The organism is Geotalea toluenoxydans JCM 15764 (assembly GCF_001311985.1).
GTDB lineage: Bacteria > Desulfobacterota > Desulfuromonadia > Geobacterales > Geobacteraceae > Geotalea > Geotalea toluenoxydans.
Window position 1 is genome coordinate 61,659 of record NZ_BBCJ01000015.1, and the last position, 18,455, is coordinate 80,113.

The following is an 18,455-nucleotide window of genomic DNA, read 5'->3' on the forward strand; positions in this document are numbered from 1 at the left end:
GCCGACGGGCTGGGGCGGGGTGCGGCTTTTACCCGGCTTGACTGGGTGCGTTGCCGGCTCATGGATACCGTCGGCATCGATCCCTTTCCCGGCACTCTCAACCTGACCCTTGATGATGACAGTAATCTGGCTCGCTGGCGACAGTGGCAGGACATGCCTGGCCATTCCCTGGAGCGCCCGATACCGGCTTCTGCCGGGCGCGCTGCTATCCGGTGCAGGTGATGGGGCGTATCCCGGCCGCGGTGCTGTTGCCCGAAGTTGCTGACTATCCACACAACAAGGTGGAACTGGTCGCAGCGCTGCCGATCCGCAGGCATCTTGCCCTGGCTCCGGCAGCGCAGCTCAGTGTGGAGTTGTGCCGCCCCCTTGCCGTCAAAGCGGTATTATTCGACCTGGACGGCACACTGGTCGATTCGGTCGAGGCATATATCCAGGTGGCGCAGGTCGCGGCCGCACCCTTCGGCCTTCAGGTGACGGAGGAGCAAGTGCGAACGGCGCTTGCCAACGGTACCAGTTTCTGGCGAGGCGCCGTGCCCAAGGACCGCAGTGATGTGGATGCGGTAGTCAAAGCCATAGCCGCCAAGGCTTACCAGGAGTGGCCACAAATCCTGCGGGAGCAGGGGAAACTCTTTGACGGGGTCATGCAGACTCTCGATGCCCTGAAGGCTCTCGGCATCAAGCTCGGCATCGTCAGCGGTGCACGGCAGGAGGTGCTGGAACTGCTGCGGCCGGATGGCCTCTTGGACAGGTTCGACGCCGTCGTGCTCGGCCCCGATGTGCCCACGAGAAAGCCTGACCCTGAGGGGATTCTGAAATGCCTCGGGATGCTCAACGTCCCACCTGCTGACGCTCTGTACGTTGGTGATGCGCCCATCGACATCATGGCCAGCCGCGCCGCCGGTGTCTATGCAGTAGGTGTGCTCACCGGGGCCGGCGACAGCGCCACCTTGTCGTCCCACTACCCGGACCGCCTGATTTCCTCCCATTTACAGCTGTCCACCATAGTCGAATCTGCCTGAACCCCTTCTGCCTATCGGGAGCAACCAATGGTCGCCGGCTGCCCCTACATCAGGGATAGCCGGCGATATTTTCATGCTGCCAGTGACGTTGCGTCAGTCGGATTACTCCCATGGAAGCGCTCAAGGGCGTGCACAAAGGGGAGAGGGTAGCCGTTAGTTCCACCCCCGCCTTTCACCAAAACTCTCACCAGAGAGTTAGTAGTGAAGTCGGTGATTCTTTTTTAATTACCGTGTTAAGCATGCATCTTTCGGCGTCGACGACAATCCCTCTGGCGCCCCCATCCGGACAACAACCTGATGTTTCACCAGCCCCCGCTCCAAAGTGATCACGCCATCGGGAACGCGCTGACCATCCATTTCAACCCAGGCTACACCTTGCTGGCAGCCGTCCGGATTCTCGACATGGATGGCATAGACCGTTTCGCCGTGGCGATAGCGAAGGCTGAAGCTTCCCACGTTAGCGGGATGACCGGATTAACCCGCATCTGCCCGTTCTTCACCTGTAAACCCAGGACCTCTTCAATCCAGGCCCGATACATCCAGGCTGCCGAACCGGTATACCAGGACCAGCCACCTTGCCCCACCCGTCCAGGCAGCCGGTAGACGTCGGCGGCAACTACGTAAGGTTCAACCCCGTAGCGCCAGACCGCTTCGGCATCCCGGGCGTGCTCGATGGGATTGAGCATGCGCAAAAGCTGCACCGCCCGCTCCCCGTCCCCTTTGCGGGCCATGGCCATGGCCATCCAGAGAGCGGCATGGGTATACTGACCGCCGTTTTCCCGCACCCCTGGTGGATAGCCCTTGATGTAGCCCGGCGATGGTTCCGATCTGTCGAATGGGGGCTGGAAGAGCAGCACCAGCCTCTCATCCCTGAGGACAAGATGGTGCCAGGCCGATTCCAGGGCCTGCTCCGCACGCTTTGGATCAGCGGCGCCAGACAGCCACGCCCACGACTGGGGCAGAGAATCGATCCGTGCCTCCCTATTGGCCGCGGACCCGAGAGGGGTGCCGTCGTCGAAGGTTCCTCGCAGATACCACTCACCGTCCCAACCAGCCTGCTCGACCCATTGGATAAGGGCGTACCGGTCATTTTCATAGGTCCGGCTCAGCTCCGGCTCGTGCAGGAGTGTGGACAGTTCGGCCATCCCCTGCAGACAGTCACAAAGGAACCAGGCGAGCCAGACGCTCTCACCTTTACCCTCGGCCCCAACCAGATTCATGCCGTCGTTCCAGTCTCCGGTCCCCATCAGGGGCAGCCCGTGCGGGCCTACCGTCAGCCCCCGGGCGACCGCTCGCCGGCAGTGTTCGAAGAGTGTTGCCCGTTCAGAAGTGACCTCGGGTGTGGAGAATACCTCGTGCAGATCGTCTGCCAGCGTTGGGGCATTGAGGAAAGGCACCTCAGCCAGAAGGATCTCCGTATCGCCGGTGGTACGAACGTAGTGGGCGACCACATAGGGAAGCCAGAGGAGGTCGTCGGAAATACGCGAGCGAATGCCGGCGCCGGCAGGTTCATGCCACCAATGCTGGACATCCCCCTCCTTGAACTGACGGGTCGCCGCCAGAAGGATCTGATCCCGTGCCAGTTCGGGGCGGGCATGGAGGAAGGCCATGACGTCCTGCAACTGGTCACGAAAGCCGAAAGCCCCCCCTGACTGGTAAAAGGCTGAGCGTCCCCAGATGCGGCAGCTTAAGGACTGGTACTGGAGCCAGCGGTTGATCAGGAGGTCTGCGGCAAGCTCGGGTGTATGCACTTCGATGGTGCCGAGCAGGCGATCCCACCAGGCCTTCGCCTGATCGAGCGCCTCCTCCAGTGCCCCATCCTGCCGAAAGCGGAGCACCAGAGTCCGGGCCTGGGCAACCGATTCGGCTTGGCCCATCATGCAGCTGACCTCACGTCGCTCTCCAGGCGCCAATTCCAGTGTCACCTGGAGTGCGGCGCACGGATCGAGGCCGGCTCCGGTCCGTTGCGACAACCGGGCCTGTCCCATGGCAGCCGGATCCATCAATGATCGATTGCGTCCGATGAAGGCACTACGATCGCCGCCATAGGACTCTGGCTGGGGAGTGATTGCCACGAAGGTGACTCGCTCCCCGTATTCGGGATGATAGTGGTTACGCGCCAGCAGGGCCTTGGCCTCATCGTCCCAGTTGGTCATCACATGCATTTGCGGGTTTTCCCTGTTTTCGCCCAGGGTTAGCTCCACATAGTAGGTGACCGAAAGCCTGCGCCTGCGGTCGGAGGCATTGGTGAGCACCAGTCGCTGCAGTTTTACCGGCTCTCCCCCGGCCTCATCCACCGGGACGAAAACCGTCAGCTCCTGCTCAATCCCGTTACTGTTATGTTCGAAGACGGTGTAGCCGGCGCCATGCCGAGCCCGGTAAGCACTTTCCTCACGGACGGGTGCGGCGGTCGGTGACCAGAAGATGCCGCTCTCTTCGTCGCGCAGATATAGGGCCTCTGTTGTGGGGTCCAGCACCGGGTCGTTGGACCAACCGGTAAGACGGTTGCGCTGACTGTTGCCACACCAGGTGAAGCCGGACCCCGTTTCGCTGACCATGGTGCCGAAGGCAGGATTGGCGATGATGTTCACCCATGGAGCGGGTGTATTGGTGTCGGGGCCGAGATAGATCACGTACTCGCGGCCGTCCTGGGTAAACCCGCCCAGGCTGTTGAAGTAATGCAACTCCATGAACGGGAGCGGCGCCGAAGGGTCACGGGGAGAGGCTCTGCGAATCAGTTGTTCCACAAGTTCAGGGATTTCGACCTGAACCCCCAATTGCTGGGGCAGCGTGCCACGGGCAGCCACCAGCACCACACTGGCTGCCGCCTTCAGCAGTTTCAGGTCTTCCTCCGGGATCTGTGCGGCGTTCTTCAAAAAGATGCTGCCCGGCCGATCAGAGGCTGCGGAGAGGCTGTGTGCCTGGATCAGCTGTTCCAGTCGTTCATGGAGTGGCCGTTCGTAACTCCCGGCCTCCTCATTGAGAATCACCAGGTCGGTGGACAAGCCGTGCATCCGCCAATAGGTGTGGGCCTGGAGCATCTGGCGGATCAGGCTGATCTCCCGCACCTCGCCAATGGTAATCAGAGTCATGGGCAGGTCACCCGAGATGGCGTAGGGCCACAATCCCGATTGCCCTTTGCGGTTTTCCTCCAGGCGTTCGGCTGGAGCCCGCAGCAGGGAATTGGTAAAGAGCAGGTGACTTGCCAGTTGCTGGAAACGGCGCGCTTCGTCAGGCTGAAGGCGAAGCATCTGCAACTCCTGCTGCGCCGAATTCCAGGCAAAATCCATGGCCCGTTGGGTGGCGTGGGGGTCGCTGTATTTGTCCATCTGCAGCAGCACCTGGTCGCGGGTTGCCCCGGCAGCGAGCACCAGTAAAATACGGGCACGCCCCCCCGGTTCCAGGGTAAGACTCTGTTGCAAGCTGAGAACCGGATCGAGCACAAACCCCTGGCTTTTGCCGAGCTCCTGCACGGCCCCCATGGGATTGGCCAGGGTTCGGCCGCGGCCGATGAACCGTCTCCGGTCGGTTTCGAACTGCCACTTGTTTTCCGTGAAGGAGTCATCTCCGGCCTGCTCGAAGGTCAAGCGGTGGGCCACATAAAGGGGGGGGTCGTTCTCGCTCCGCGATCGCCGGTAGGCCAGGAGCGCTTGATGGCCAGGCACTGCTTCGGTCTGGATGAAGAGCTTGTTGAAGGCCGGGTGCTGCCGGTCTGCGTTGTGGGGTGCCATGGAGAGTTCGATATAGCTGGTCAGGTTCAGGTGGCGGGCGCGGGCAGAGCGGTTTACCAGGGTGATCCGACGGATTTCCACATCGTCTTCCGGTGAGACGACGACTTCTGTTTCCGTATGGATTCCGTAATCGGTGCGCCGGAATATGGCCCGGTCCAGTGAAAAGTCCACGGTATAGCCATCCGGCTTGCTTCCCACCGGATGCCAGGCCGTAGACCAGAGGCGATCCTGGTCGGCCTCATGGATGTAGCAAAAGGTACCGAACCCATCACGGGTCTGATCCGACCGCCAGCGGGTGAGTTCCTGGTTTCCCCACTGACTGTAGCCGCCACCGCTGTTGGTAATCATCAGACCGTAGCGACCGTTGGAGAGTAGAAGACTCTTCGGCGTGTTCGTATGGGGCGTGGTAAAGGTGCTGCCTGCCGGCGCGATCAGATCTTCACCCAAAAGCTCCGGCTCATTTGGCCGCGTCGAGATCAGGTGCAATGGCGGCAAGATAGGGATGCGCTCTTGAAGAAGGGCCTCGAAGGCACGCACACGGGGCTCGCTATGAAAGCGGCGCGGGAACGGATTGCCATGGAGGAAGTTGGTCAAAGCCAGGAACGCCATCCCCTGGTGGTGGGCCATATAGCTTCGATGATCACCCCTCGCTTTAGGGTCTGGCTGCCGGCGTCCCGCTGGGGTTGCCGGCTGAAATCCATGCTTCGTAGTAGCCGTACTCCCCGAGCATGCCTAACCCGGTCAGTTTATGCAGATTTTTCACCGTCTCGTCCGGGGCTACATTCAGCGCCAGCAGCGTGGCATAGGGAGCGACGACCAGCTTGTCCTCGAGTCCCCGCTTTAAGCCAAGAGACGGAACACCGAATGCCTTGTACTGATAGTTCTTGTTCAGGTCCAGATCGGCAAAGCCAGACTCGGAGATGCCCCACGGCACACCATGGGTGCGGCCATAGGCAATCTGAACGGAAACCGCTTCTTTGGCAGCCTTGTCAAGAAGGGAGTTGCCGTAGGAGTGCTGGAACAGGAGCGGCATCAGATATTCAAACATGGTCCCGGTCCAGCTGAGCAGCACCCGTTGCCGACCGATGGCGCCGTAGGGGCGGCTCATGGAGAACCAATGTTCCAGTGGAACATCCTCCCGGGTGATAGCGACGAAACTGCCAAGCCGGGCCTCACTGGCCAGGAGGTCGTAGCTGGAGACGTCGAGACGGTTTGAAGAGACGTTATAGCCGATGGCGAACAGTTTTCGCTTCGGGTCATAGAGGAATCCCATGTCCATGCCGGCAGACAGTTTGCGGACGTCTGTGCGCAGCTGCTCAGCCACTGCCAGTGTTTCCCCCGCCAGCCACTGGGAGGTAGCAAATGCCTCGATGATCCGGTTGATCCAGGGAGCGAGGTGCTCTGCAGCTTGGGGGGACTCTGCCTGAACGGCTTTCAGAATCCGGATTGAATCCACCAGGCCGTGGGCAAGGTCAAAGAGGGGCGGCGCTTTGGACAAGTCCTGACGGATGGCGAGAAGAGCCGGCTGGCCCAGCGGGGCCAGTTCCAGTTCCGTCTTCTCGGCAAGAATTTCCGCCCAGTTAAGATAGCGATTGGCGATCGTCAGCCACGCTGCCACCTGTTCCTCCATCTCACCGGCCCAGGAGGCCGCACCTTTTGGCACCGGAGAGACCCTGAAACTGGCCTCCATTTCCCGCAGCAGGCCCAGTGCTTCACCCAGGTGATCGGATGGAGATTGCCACTGGCTCAAGAGCGTGTCGAGGATCCGGATATCGAAGCCACCAAGCCGCTCCGTGCCTGCCACCTGCTTGAGGATGCTGCCGGTATCGTAAAAGCCGGCAAAGGCCTTGCCATCCAGAACCGGTCCATTCACCAGCTCGTCAAGCCCTTGTTCCAGAGCCACCAGGGCACCAAGCAGGTTGCCGCTGTCGACGCCTGAAACGTAGCGCGGTTCGAGGGGGGCCAAAGTCTGGATATCGTACCAGTTCAGGAGGTGACCCTGATGGAGTTCCAGACGGCCAATGGTTTTCATGGTGCGGGTCAGTGACTCGATAACCTGGTTGATGGTGAGGTAGCCGCAATCATGGGCGCCCAAGGCGCTGGTCATCCACAGGCCGATGTTGGTGGGGCTGGTACGCATGGCCAGGTGATTGAGATGGGAGACCTGGTAGTTGTCGGGGGGCAGCCATGATGTTTCCTCGCTGACAAATGTTGAGAAATAACGCCAGGTTCGGCGGGCGACCTGCCTGAGGAAATGGCGATCCTTTTCCGGCAGGGGACAGTCTTCCTGGCGCTCAGCCGGGCGAAGGTTCAGGAGCCAGCCAAGCAGCGGCGAGAAAAACCATAGCCCAAGCCAGGGGAGTGCCAGGGGCAGGCTCTCGGGCATGGCCTGCCAGATCGCCCATCCAGCAGCGCCACTGAAGAGGCTGCCCAAGGTCAGACTGGCAATGAAAACCGGCTGGCGGCGGGAGGCCTTCCAGTGGGTAGCCTGGGCTGTCCATTCCAGCAGCCCGCGCCGGGAGATCAGGCGGCGGTACCAGACCCGGGCAATGGCATCCAGGGCCACGGCTGCCTGGTGGGGCAGTAGCGCAGCATCGGCGGTCGCCCGTAGTAAATCGTGCATCACCTTTGACAGGTCAAAGTACTTTAACCCCTTGCGGGTGGTGGCCATGGTAAAGGGCTGTGCCAGCGGGTGAAAGAGAAGCTGCATGCCCACAACCAGGGTGGCGATGGCGCCTATTCTCGGGGAAGCTAGCCAGGAGGCATTCAACAAGCAGAGGCTCAAGGCCGGCAAAAGGCTTCGGCGCAGGTTGTCGAGAATCTTCCAGCGATTCAGCAGAGAAAGGGGGTTTGCCCCCCGTCCGCCCTTGGCCTGGGGCACACGGGGGAAAATCCAGCCGGCGATCTGCCAGTCACCACGAATCCAGCGATGGGCCCGACTGCTGTAGCTCTGGTAGCCTTGGGGGAACTCGTCGAACAGCTCGATATCGCTGGCCAATCCAACCCGCACATGGGCACCTTCGATCAGGTCATGGCTTAGGACCCACTCTTCGGGAAACCGCCCCGACAGCAACCGGCTGAAGGCGCGCACGTCGTAGATCCCCTTGCCATGGTATGACCCTTCCCCGCTCAGGTCCTGATAGACATCGGAAACCGCCTGGGTGTAAGGGTCGATACCCACTGCATCGGCAAAGAGCCGGCTGAAGGTGGAGACACTGGTGCTTGGCAGGGACGGGCTCACCCGCGGCTGGATGATCGTGTAGCCGGCCACGATGTTTCCCGCGGCATCGAATCGCGGCTGATTGAGGGGGTGAGCCAGCGTTTCCACCATCCGGCGGGCCGCTGCGTGCGGCAGCTGCGTGTCGCTGTCCAGGGTAATGATGAAGCGCACGTCGGTGAGATGATCCGCATCGCCAACATAGACCAGAGGCAGAGCGCCATCCGGCCGCGTACCGTCGATCAGGCGGTTCAGTTCCTCCAGCTTCCCCCGTTTGCGCTCCCAGCCGATGAATTTTTGTTCTGACTCAGTCCAGGTCCGTTCCCGATGAAAGAGGAAAAAACGATTGCCCCCATGACGCTGGTTGAGAGCTTCCAGGCAGGTCCTGGCCGTCTGCAGGAGCTCCCTGTCGTCTTCATGGGAAAGCGTCACTGAATCGGTGTAGTCCGTGAAGAGGCTGAAGAGCAGGTTTGCTTCCTTGTTGGCCAGATAACGGATCTCCAGCTTCTCCACCTCGGCGCGTACCGTCTCACCGTTGGTCAGCATCATCGGCACGACCACCAGGGTGCGGAAAGCGTCGGGAATCCCCGAATCCGCAAAATCCATCTTGGGCAGGGTCCGGGGAGGGAGAAGTCGTGTGACCAGGTAGTTGACGACCTCGATGGCCAGTTGGCTGACCGGGATCAAAAGGAGCAGCACCAGCCCCAGGCTGATGACGGTTGATACGCCGGTCAGGCCAAAGACGGCGATCGGTGAGAGAAACAGAGTGGAGAAACCAACGATGCCCAGGGCGTAGACGGCAGCATGGTGGCGATAGACCCATTCCAGGGTGCGATAGTGAAGTGCTTCTCGGCAGGGGAGCAGCCGGGCCAGCTCAGCCCGTCCCGCACCCGTCAACCAGGTGCCCACGTGGTGGAGCCGATCATCGGTCGCCCCTTCATGCGGAGCCACTGTCGCCAGCTTAACGACCCGTTCCGCAACCTCTTCCTCGCTCATGGCTGCGCGACGGGCCAGCTCTTCGACCGTGCGCCGGCAGCGGTCACGTGTCATGAAATCCATCCCCGCGTAAATCCCGGCAGGATCGCGGCGCAGTATCGACTCAACTTTACTCAGCTTCTCAAAGATCTCCCGCCAGTCCAAAAGGGCAAGCTGGCGCAGACTGGTGAAGGCGTTGCCGCAGGACAACTGCTCACTGGTTTGCCGGTTCTGCTCACGCTGATGGAGGTCCTGCAGGGACGTTTTCAGCGTGCGCTCCAGCCAGCTCTGCACCGGCGCCAAGGCTGCCGCTTCGTCATAGAGCAGGCCAACCAGTTGGGCACCGAAATAGGGGGTCGGGTGTGGCACGGTAGCAGCAAGTTCCGCCAGGAGCGCGAAGAGTTGGTTAGTGTCGCGACGATTGGCGGCGATCAACCGATTGGCCCAGAAGTCCGCAAGCTGACGTTCGTGCAAGTCTGCCAGGGCGGTGACTGCAAGGCTCTGGATGCTTTCGATCAAGGCGATGCGCAGCATCTGCGGAATTGCCCAGAGTTCGCCGATGGTCAGCGTGCGTACCGATTGATGGGCCTCAATGAATGCCTGGATATTTTCCCGGTCCAGACGCTGCTCCGTATGGGAAACGAGATCCTTGGCAAGGCCGTATATGCAGGGCAAGCCACGATACGGATCTGACGACAGCGTAGGCAGCAGCTGATAAAAGCTGCGGGGCAGGTTCAGCAGAACATCGCGGGCGTTTCCTTCGAGTATGTACTCGTTATCCAAGATCCAATCGGCGGCCGGAGTTGCTTTCTGCTCCAGGCGGCTCGCTGCGGTGAGATCCTTGCAAACCTGACGGACCCATTGACGGGACTGCTTGATACGCTTGAGCAGCTCGGTAGTGTGCTGCGGGCTCGGGTCCACTTGCTGCTCACCGGCATGACGCCGGGCATGTTCCTGAATCTGTGTCGGAGACAGCTTTGCCGCAGGGCGCCGCGCCTCGCCCCGTCGCTCCCTCTTTGGGTGCATGGCGAACAGGGCCGGTGGTATTTCACTTGTTTTCCGCAGCATAGCCACGGGATGCTGTAAAGAATCGACTGGTGCCTGGAGAATCAGCACCGACTCTCCCGGGACGAGCCAGCGGGCATGATCGCTTATGATTTTATGATCTATGCCGTAGCGGGAGCGCCGTAACCAAACCAGTCCGGCCACTGCACCGATGGAGGCACTCGTCAGGATGATGGTCAGGGGGGTAGAAATATTACCGGCGGGAATCAACTGCAACCAGTGCAGGAGGAAAGAGCCGACACCTCCGGTAACGCCGAACAGAAGGCTCACCAGTATCGCCCCGACGGCACGGCGCCAGACGAAGGGGTCCGTCAGGCGAATGTCCCCATCTTTCCCTTTATGTATGAGGGCGGTACGGCGGAAACCCTGTCGTCCTAATTGCCGGAGAGCGTTCCTGGATTCGTCCTGTTTTGCGAAATAACAAATGATAACGCCAGCATCCACAATATGTTCCTTTGCACCTGCAGTCCAAGCATTCGGCCAATGAAGGATTCACTGAACGGTAAGCTCGGAAAGGAACTGTACGGATTGTTCCAGAGGAAAGACTGAGAAGTGGCTGGTGAGGACCGGAATGGAGAGGCTTCGAAATGACTAAGAGAAACGCTTTCGGAAGGTGGGTCAAGGTTCACTGTACGCTGTTCCTAACGTAATAGATATGTTTGATTCTCAAAGAGACACGAAGTTAAGCGGCTAGTTTAGTTTCGAAGGCCATCGGGCAAGCCTTTTCCGTCAAAAAAGTACCTTCTTGACAGCTTTATAAAAATGATTACTATAGTATTCATAAAGCACTTAATGATTACTATAGTATCCAATGGTGAGATGATGCCTTCTCCACAGAACAGAACTTTTCTCCCTGCAACTCAAGATGCAACGGAACTTCTCGGCAAGTTAATCAAGCTGAACAGAAGAGAGCGCAAAATGTCAGAGGACGATCTGGCGGGACGTGCGGGTATTAGTAGACGGACCTTGCAAAGGATCGAACGGGGAGACCCACGGTGCGCTATCGGTCTTTTTTTTGAGTTGGCTGTCCTTGTGGGGGTGAAATTGTTCGATATGGACGATCGTGCTACTCTCGCTCTGCACCTTGGCCGGGTTAACGACAAACTCGCGGTTCTACCTAGCCGGGTCCGCTCTTCAACGAGGGCAGTAGATGATGACTTCTGACCAAAGCCCCAAAGAGCTGTATGTGTGGATCTGGCTTCCTGGTGAGACCAAACCCGTCGTTGCAGGAAAACTGACGGCCCATGGAACGACCTACATCTTTAACTATGGTCGCAGCTACCTCAGCCGAGATAATGCTATCCCTATTTATGATACAGAATTACCGCTCCGCCAAGGACTGATCCCCCTGCTCCCTGGTCTCAGCATACCGGGCTGTTTGAGAGATGCAGCCCTGATGCTTGGGGGCGAAGAGTAATTCTGAACAGGAGGTTCGGGACAAAAGCCGCGCATATGGATCCCGGCACCATTGATGAATTGACTTACCTGATCGAATCGGGATCAGAGCGGATCGGTGCGCTGGATTTCCAGCTTTCTCCAACGCACTATGAACCGAGGCAGGCCACTGGCGCGCTTCTTGAGGAGCTAGTCGAAGCCGCGGAGCTGATAGAAAGAGGAATACCTCTGACGCAGGAGCTCGCTCAGGCTCTGCAGCACGGCACCTCTATCGGCGGTGCTCGGCCCAAAGCCCTGGTTGAAAGCAATTCTCATAAATATATCGCCAAATTTTCGACTTCCACTGATGTGTACTCGGTCGTTAAGGCCGAGTTCATTGCCATGAGATTAGCTGCCATAGCAGGTTTGAAAGTAGCCCCTGTTTCGCTTTCAAAGGCCGCCGGAAAAGATGTGCTGATGGTTGCCCGCTTCGATCGCATCCCAAAAGGTGCTGAGTGGCAGCGAAAGGGGATTGTTTCTGCACTTACAATGCTGCAGCTGGACGAGATGATGGCGAGGTATGCCAGCTATCATGATTTGGCGAATCTGGTGCGGGAAAAATTTACAGACGCACCGGGAACACTTCGAGAACTTTTCTCCCGCATTGTCTTCAACATCCTTATGGGCAACACCGACGATCACGCCCGTAACCACGCTGCCTTTTGGGACGGCCGCATGCTGAAGCTTACCCCGGCATATGACATCTGTCCGCAGCCCAGACACGGGCGAATCGCCTCACAAGCCATGCAGATAGTGGGTAATAACAGCTCAAGCCGTATAATCACTTGCCTGGAGGCCGCTCCCCATTTCCTGCTTAACGAAGAAGAGGCTCTCGAAATTGTGGAACGGCAGATTGATTGCATTGAGGGAAATTGGTCAAAGGTCTGCGATGAGGCAGCTTTGAGCCCGGTAGATCGCAATCTTTTATGGCGAAATCAAGTATTGAATCCGTTTGCCTTCGAAGGCTTGGACGGTGGTCCTTTTGAAGGGTCGGCCCGCAGGTTCGGCCAAGGATGAGGAAAAGTGTTGATGCCTGAAAAAGACCGTCTATGGCCGTATTTCCACAACTGTACCGTTTGGCACTGCTTGGCAATTTCCGCTATTTCTTCGTCGGTTACGGCAATACATCCCTTGGTCCAATCGGCCTTGGTGTGCAGATCGCCAACATAGGAGAAACCATTCTTGAGGCCGTGGATCATGATGTTTCCTCCCGGAGCAACACCCAGTTCTTTTGCCCGCCTTTTGTCCCGCTCATTTGGATAGGAAATATGGAGAGCAAAGTGATAGCGGCTGTCCCTGTTTCTTGAATCGATGAAGTAGGTTCCTTCCGGGGTCCTGTTATCTCCCTGCCTTTCTTTCGGGCCGTCTGGATTTCCCCCCAGGGCTATCCGGTAGGTTTTGAGCACCTCGCCCTTGGAGAACAAGGTCAAACGCCGCTGTTTTTTTTCTATCAGAATCCTGTCTGCAGTCACCTTCTGAATCGTCAGGGCGGAGATTTTCTGTTCCAGCCCTTCGATCTTTTTCTGCAGCAGGGCAATCTCGGACTCCTTGCCTTTCACCTCGTGCCGGAGCGTTGCAGCCTCGTGCCGGAGTGTCTCGTTCTGTTGCTGCTGTGCCGCAATCGCCCCGTCCTTGAGTGTGACATTGTTGATATAAAATATCATCATCTCACTGTCCTGCCGGTAGCCACTGCCAGGATAATCCCTTACGAGTTTCTTAAAGCATTCCAGGGCTTTTTCATAATCTTTCTGCTCATTCTGCGGATGCCCATGAATAACGCCCATCTCGAACAGAACCCTGTCCCCCATGGTGGGATGTTGTTCCTTGATCTGCTTGTACTTGGAGAGGGCGGAGTGGTAACTGCCCTGGCTGAATAGTTTGTTCGCTTCTTCGAAGGTCGGCCTGGCTTTATATTCTTCACTGAAATGACTGCATCCGCAGATAAGGGCAATTACCATGCAGATACAGAAATGACATAGTCTGCGGCCCCTCTTTGATTTGACACTCTCACCCATTTGCACTGGCCAGACCTCTAAAATTGTAGATAAAGAATTGGCAGGGCTTTGCGACCCTGCCAATTGCATTATCCGTAGACCTTACTTCCTCATGGATTTCTGGAAAATAGCTTCAGCTTTCGCCGCCTTTTCATCTGCGGCCTTTTCTCTCTCCGCAGCTGCCTTTTCCCTTTCCTCTGCCAATTTTAATGCATTTTCGACGCGGGCTGCAGCAGCATCGGCCTGCAGCTTGGCGGCATCGGCTGCCGCCTTGGCAGCTTGTGCATCTCGAATGGCTGATCAGCTTTTGCCCCGGTCAACTGTTCCTGGGCCTGCACTTTCTCCAGTTCACCGGTTGTTGCACATCCCGTCAACGCGGCAAAAGCAAGCCCTATTACGATAACCAAAAGACTTTTCTTCATTGCTAACTCCTCCTTTTTTTTTGAATTTCCCTCTGCAAAAAGAGGGAACGCGTAAAGCTCCCATATCTCCCCACCCCGGAAAGGGGCGACTATATCTTCTTCTCAGGTTCGATCAATATGCCGTCGATCTCCAAATCTATTTTCAAGCGTTTGACCGCATCTTTGGCGGCATTGATATCGTCAAAAGGGCCGGCGATTACCCGGTGGCCATCGCTCTTCGATAACACCCGTGCCGGGATTGGCGGACCCTGGTGATTGATAATGGCGGCAATTCGCAGAGCTTCGATTTCATCCCGCATTTTAGCAGCCAGGACATACCACGCGTCCGATTTCAGTTCAGGGACTTCCGGCTTGCCATACAATTTTACCGGATGTTCAACCTCTATCGGCTTCTCAGCCTCCTCTCCATCCCCTTGACTCATCTCGATGGGAATGGGGATCCCCCGGGCCTCGACCTGTACATTCTTGATTTTTTTCCAGTCAAGGGTGCGTGCCCCTTTCTTTTCCATGGCTTTCAGTTTCGCATAGATCCTTTCCAATTCAAGGGCGCCCGAGCCTTCCTGGGGCTTATGGGCTTCCAGGTAAAGGACGCCATTATCCTGACCGATGAGGTAGGGCTGGTTGACAATGACAACCGGTGTCTTTAGCGGGGTGTCATCGTAGAGCATCTTCACGTTTTCCGGATAGAGTCTCAGGCAGCCATTGGATGCATTAAGACCGATGCTGGCCGGTTTATTGGTGCCGTGAATCAGGTAACTGGGTTTACTCAAATAGAGCGCGCATTCTCCCAGGGGGTTGAGGGGGCCGGGCGGAACCCGGCGGGCAGAGGATCCCCTTTTTTGCGATGATCCTCTGCTATTGAAGCAGGCACATACCAGGTCGGCCGGCTTACCTTGCGCTGCACGAACATCTGACCCATGGGAGTGGGCCGCTCCTTGGTCCCGATCCCAACCGGGTAGGTTGTCACCACCAGTGCGTTGTTATCCCCCTTATAGTGAAGAGCCTCATGGTGGCCAGGTTGACGACGATGCCTTTGCGGGAGGCATCGGGCAGGGTGAAACGCAGCGGCAGAATTACCTGCTCCCCTTCCTTGGGCACCCATATGTCCACCCCCGGATTGGCGGCGCTGATTGCCGTGACTCCCAGGCTGAAGTGCCGTGCCACATCCGGCAGGGTATCCCCCTTTTCGAGCTTCACGATACCTAGCCGGCCAATGACTTCGTCGCCCCGTGCAACGCGAAACCTGGTCTTTTCAATCTCCTTTGCCGGGACGGAAGATTGGTCCGGGTAGTAAGGCAATGGCTCATCCGGTGCCCTTTGCATGGCAACGCATCCATTGAGGGATAGGATGACCAGGCAGAGGGCCATCAGGCGAAGCGGGAAATTGGATGAGAATGACAGGTCAAATGTTCGGCACATGGGCTAAATGAGACACCTTTCAACAAATGTTTGGACTACAAAAAAAGCCGGGACCGAATATCCTGTGATATTTCGGCAACCCGGCTGTCTCAGTGAGACCCTATAGGCTTTCCGCCCCATTCTTGCAAATGGTTAAGTATTATCGTCTATCTTTCGAATAATTTCCGGCATTGCTATCATTTCTGTGAATCGGTGTCAATATTTTTTAAATTTATGTTGCCAGCGACGGTGTGTCGGCAAATGACATCAATGGAAGGTCGAATGGATCAGGATTGGTTGAGGAGGGAAAGGAGAAAGACTCAGATTCTCTAGCGACTTCTAATAAAAAGCGGTATACTCTTGTCCCATGCTAGGAGGACCGGGAAAAGAGATATAAAGACTTTACCACCCTCCGTGGGAAATAAGGATGCTGGCCAATGGGAAGGAAAATCCTCGACGATTTTTTGAAAAGGATCGGAAGCAAACACCGCCTTGAAGATGAGACGTCACAGCAGAGCTTTGCCCTGCTGCAGGTCGTTTTCGACGAGGCTTTCCAGCTGATGGGGCTTCTGAAGCCGGACGGAACGTTGATCAAGATCAACAAGACTGCACACCGTTCCATCACTGGCCATGAATCGGAGGTGATCGGCAAGCTCTTCTGGGAAACCCCTTGGTGGGCCCATTCTTCCATTGAGCAGGAACGTTTGCGCAAGGCCGTCGGGGATGCGGCTCGCGGTGAGTTCGTCCGCTTCGAAACGACCCATATGACCGGCGATGGTCAAATGATTTTTGTGGATTTTTCCCTGAAACCGGTCAAGGACCACAAGGGGAACGTGGTGCTGCTCGTTCCCGAGGGGCGGGATATCTCTGAGCGGAGGCGGGCGGAGCAGGCCTTGCGGGATGTTGCGATGAAGTACCGGATCGTTGCCGACAATACCTACAACTGGGAGTTCTGGCTGGCTCCCGACGGTCGGTTTCTCTACACATCTCCTTCCTGCCTGCGCATCAGCGGTCATCGTGCCGAGGAATTCATCGCCGATGCCGATTTGTTGATCAGGATTTTACATCCGGATGACCGCCAAATGTGGCTCAATCATCGTCACGACATTGCAAAAACCAAGGCTTTGAGCGATGTGGAGCTCCGCATGGTACGCCCGGACGGAGATATTCGCTGGGTCCATCATATCTGTCTCCCGGTTTTCGCCGACAATGAAGAATACCTGGGGGTGCGCGGCAGCTTTTCCGACATTACGAACCGCAGGCTTGCCGAGGAAAAGAACGAGCGGCTGGCAGGCATCGTCGAAGCTTCCGACGATGCCGTGATCGGCAAAACGGTGGATGGCATCATCACCAGTTGGAACAAGGGCGCCGCAAAGATCTTTGGTTATTCCGAGAGCGAAGTTCGCGGCCAACCGGTTACCATGCTTGTCCCTCCCGAAAATGCAGCCCAGCTTCTCCATGTCCATGACCGGGTCAGGCAGGGGGAGCATATAGAACATTTCGAGATCGTCAGCAGAAGGAAAGATGGGGCAATGATCAACATGTCCGTTACCTATTCGCCGGTCAGGGATGCCCAGGGCAAGGTGATAGCCGTATCGACCATCGGCCGGGACATCACCGAACAGAAGAAGGCCGCGGCCGCCATGATGGAAAACGCCATGATAAACAGGGAGCTGGACATAGCGAAACAGATCCAGCAATCCTTCCTCCCCGAGTGCCGTCGTCACTTCCGGGTATGCTCATGACCTGCTGCTGTATTCCTGCAGCGCAGGTGGGGGGCGATTACTATGATTTTTTTGCCCTTGATGAGGACATTGTCGATGCCGTTATCGCCGATGTCACAGGGCACAGTATCGGGTCTTCGCTGTTGATGAGCGTCACGCGCAGCGTGCTTCACGCCAAGGTGAATCTCAGCCGGTCTCCACGGGACCTTCTCACGGCGGTAAATGAGCTGCTCTACGACGACCTTTCGCGGACAGAGTTGCTCATCAGCATGTTCTATGTGCGGATAGACACCCAGAGATCCACCCTGGCCTACGCCAATGCCGGACACAATCATCCCTTTATCTATCGCTGCGGACAGCGGGCATTTATCGATCTTGATGCCGATGGTCTGGTCATGGGGGTTAAAAAGAACGTCTGTTTCGATGAAAAGGAGACGGTGCTGGAGCCGGGGGATATTCTCGTTCTTTATACCGACGGCGTCATCGAGGCGGAGAACGCAAAGGGTGAACAATTCGGCACTGATCGGCTCTGCCGCGTTATCGAGAGCCATTGCGGCCTGCATCCAAAAGAGATTATGGGGGCGGTGCTGCAGGAGTTGATGCTTTTCAAGCGTACTGACGACGTCACCATGATCATCTTCAAAATTGTTTAGACGAGAAAAAGCCAGGGGAAGAAATAGGTGCCCTTCTTGACAGTTTCGACCAAAATGGACCACAGGAGCTTCCACGTGCAATGCAGCCCGTCCCGGTTCAGGGAGAAAACCCGGCCAGTCTCAACTCTGCCCAAGCCAGGCGGGCGCCTGTTTCGGTGAAAAACCAGCTGTCAATCTGCGCCGTGATCCATTGCGTATATGGACCCTTCTCCTGGCGGAACCGTTCCATGTCTATTGCCAGGCCGGTTGCCGTGCAGCGGAAAAGCTTGTCTGCATCCTTCACGATCTTGTCGCTGTCTGAAATCGCCTGCAGGCGGGAATCATGACCGTCGATAATATGGAGAATCTCCATGGTCTTTTGCGGATTATAGTCCAGGCGGTTTAAGATACCCCTCGCCAGTTTTACCCCTTCCACTTCGTGAATCCTTCGCAGATCCGGATCGAAACCGGGGCCGAACGCCTTTAGTTGCAGCTCTTCCGTGAGCTTTATCCACCCCAGGTCATGACAGAGGATAGCCGGTATGACAACCTCAGGGTCACCTGGTTCATCCTCAAGCAACCGCCAGGCAAAACCATGGGAAATCTCCACGTGGATGTCGTTCTTGCGGGTATTCAGATACGGCTTGGCCAAGGCGTAGATTTTTTCGTAGATCGGTAGTTTTACCATGCACTCACCCGTGATCTGTAATGGCGACAACGGCTGCTGAGTAAGGGTTCCCCCTCAAATGGATTTTTGAGGGGGAAAGTGGTTCAAACCGGTCTGACGGATCCTTTCCCAAAGGCAGTTGCCTAAAAGGCATAGGAAATCTTGAATTGGGTCTGA

At 57.2% G+C, this 18,455-nt stretch carries 15 protein-coding genes, 1 pseudogene and 1 riboswitch; of the genes and pseudogenes, 7 read left to right on the forward strand and 9 right to left on the reverse strand.

The genetic code is table 11. The features are described from left to right. Nucleotides 1–60: 60 nt before the first annotated feature. Nucleotides 61–293: pseudogene (locus tag JCM15764_RS11350) on the forward strand (DUF120 domain-containing protein); the annotation flags it as partial. A gap of 54 nt (nucleotides 294–347) precedes the next feature. Beyond that, the gene (locus JCM15764_RS11355; RefSeq protein WP_243688825.1) at nucleotides 348–1,019 is read left to right on the forward strand and encodes an HAD family hydrolase; all 672 of its coding nucleotides are present in this window, start codon (nucleotides 348–350) and stop codon (nucleotides 1,017–1,019) included. Between the two features lie 368 nt (nucleotides 1,020–1,387). On the opposite strand, the gene JCM15764_RS23160 is transcribed toward JCM15764_RS11355, so the two are convergent. Then, entirely contained in the window at nucleotides 1,388–5,377 is a 3,990-nt protein-coding gene (locus JCM15764_RS23160) for a GH36-type glycosyl hydrolase domain-containing protein (RefSeq protein ID WP_243688808.1), read from the reverse strand. Between the two features lie 25 nt (nucleotides 5,378–5,402). After that, nucleotides 5,403–10,451 (reverse strand): glucoamylase family protein, encoded by a 5,049-nt coding sequence (locus tag JCM15764_RS11360; protein ID WP_243688809.1) that lies wholly within the window; start codon nucleotides 10,449–10,451, stop codon nucleotides 5,403–5,405. A gap of 378 nt (nucleotides 10,452–10,829) precedes the next feature. On the opposite strand from JCM15764_RS11360, the gene JCM15764_RS11365 reads away from it, so the two are divergent. The 3 genes from JCM15764_RS11365 to JCM15764_RS11370 are packed head-to-tail and all read left to right on the forward strand — an operon-like array spanning nucleotide 10,830 to nucleotide 12,458. Beyond that, nucleotides 10,830–11,171 (forward strand): helix-turn-helix transcriptional regulator, encoded by a 342-nt coding sequence (locus JCM15764_RS11365; RefSeq protein WP_054695829.1) that lies wholly within the window; start codon nucleotides 10,830–10,832, stop codon nucleotides 11,169–11,171. Beyond that, nucleotides 11,158–11,424 carry a hypothetical protein gene (locus tag JCM15764_RS29695; RefSeq protein WP_243688811.1) on the forward strand — a complete coding sequence of 89 codons (267 nt, stop codon included), beginning with the start codon at nucleotides 11,158–11,160 and terminating at the stop codon, nucleotides 11,422–11,424. The genes JCM15764_RS11365 and JCM15764_RS29695 overlap by 14 nt, the downstream gene beginning before the upstream one ends. A 35-nt stretch (nucleotides 11,425–11,459) precedes the next feature. Continuing rightward, nucleotides 11,460–12,458 carry a type II toxin-antitoxin system HipA family toxin gene (locus JCM15764_RS11370; RefSeq protein WP_243688812.1) on the forward strand — a complete coding sequence of 333 codons (999 nt, stop codon included), beginning with the start codon at nucleotides 11,460–11,462 and terminating at the stop codon, nucleotides 12,456–12,458. Here JCM15764_RS11370 and JCM15764_RS11375 read toward each other — a convergent pair. The 6 genes from JCM15764_RS11375 to JCM15764_RS29710 all read right to left on the reverse strand — a co-directional run bounded on the left by JCM15764_RS11375 (nucleotide 12,377) and on the right by JCM15764_RS29710 (nucleotide 15,180). After that, a complete protein-coding gene (locus JCM15764_RS11375; protein ID WP_279384398.1) occupies nucleotides 12,377–13,399 on the reverse strand; it encodes a L,D-transpeptidase family protein in 1,023 nt (340 codons plus the stop codon). The two genes, JCM15764_RS11370 and JCM15764_RS11375, sit on opposite strands and share 82 nt — an antisense overlap. Before the next feature lie 138 nt (nucleotides 13,400–13,537). Continuing rightward, the gene (locus JCM15764_RS26640; protein ID WP_369412299.1) at nucleotides 13,538–13,729 is read right to left on the reverse strand and encodes an alanine-zipper protein; all 192 of its coding nucleotides are present in this window, start codon (nucleotides 13,727–13,729) and stop codon (nucleotides 13,538–13,540) included. After that, entirely contained in the window at nucleotides 13,642–13,857 is a 216-nt protein-coding gene (locus JCM15764_RS11380; RefSeq protein WP_279384399.1) for a hypothetical protein, read from the reverse strand. The genes JCM15764_RS26640 and JCM15764_RS11380 overlap by 88 nt, the downstream gene beginning before the upstream one ends. 89 nt (nucleotides 13,858–13,946) lie before the next feature. After that, nucleotides 13,947–14,627: an SPOR domain-containing protein gene (locus tag JCM15764_RS29700; RefSeq protein WP_279384400.1), complete on the reverse strand. Its 681-nt coding sequence runs from the start codon at nucleotides 14,625–14,627 to the stop codon at nucleotides 13,947–13,949. Further along, nucleotides 14,624–14,827, reverse strand: a complete 204-nt coding sequence (locus JCM15764_RS29705) for a L,D-transpeptidase family protein (protein WP_279384401.1) — start codon at nucleotides 14,825–14,827, stop codon at nucleotides 14,624–14,626. Before JCM15764_RS29705 ends, JCM15764_RS29700 begins: the two co-directional genes overlap by 4 nt. Further along, on the reverse strand, nucleotides 14,821–15,180 hold the full coding sequence (locus tag JCM15764_RS29710; protein WP_279384402.1) for a L,D-transpeptidase family protein: 360 nt from the start codon (nucleotides 15,178–15,180) through the stop codon (nucleotides 14,821–14,823). The genes JCM15764_RS29705 and JCM15764_RS29710 overlap by 7 nt, the downstream gene beginning before the upstream one ends. Before the next feature lie 167 nt (nucleotides 15,181–15,347). Next, nucleotides 15,348–15,424, reverse strand: a riboswitch (cyclic di-GMP riboswitch). Between the two features lie 268 nt (nucleotides 15,425–15,692). Here JCM15764_RS29710 and JCM15764_RS11390 point away from each other — a divergent pair. Together JCM15764_RS11390 and JCM15764_RS11395 are read left to right on the forward strand one after the other, a co-directional pair. Further along, nucleotides 15,693–17,000: a PAS domain-containing protein gene (locus JCM15764_RS11390; protein ID WP_054695726.1), complete on the forward strand. Its 1,308-nt coding sequence runs from the start codon at nucleotides 15,693–15,695 to the stop codon at nucleotides 16,998–17,000. After that, nucleotides 16,997–17,632, forward strand: coding sequence for a PP2C family protein-serine/threonine phosphatase (locus JCM15764_RS11395; RefSeq protein ID WP_054695729.1), 636 nt, complete (start codon nucleotides 16,997–16,999; stop codon nucleotides 17,630–17,632). The genes JCM15764_RS11390 and JCM15764_RS11395 overlap by 4 nt, the downstream gene beginning before the upstream one ends. A gap of 97 nt (nucleotides 17,633–17,729) precedes the next feature. On the opposite strand, the gene JCM15764_RS11400 is transcribed toward JCM15764_RS11395, so the two are convergent. Further along, nucleotides 17,730–18,299, reverse strand: coding sequence for an HD domain-containing protein (locus JCM15764_RS11400; RefSeq protein WP_054695733.1), 570 nt, complete (start codon nucleotides 18,297–18,299; stop codon nucleotides 17,730–17,732). Between the last annotated feature and the right edge of the window lie 156 nt (nucleotides 18,300–18,455).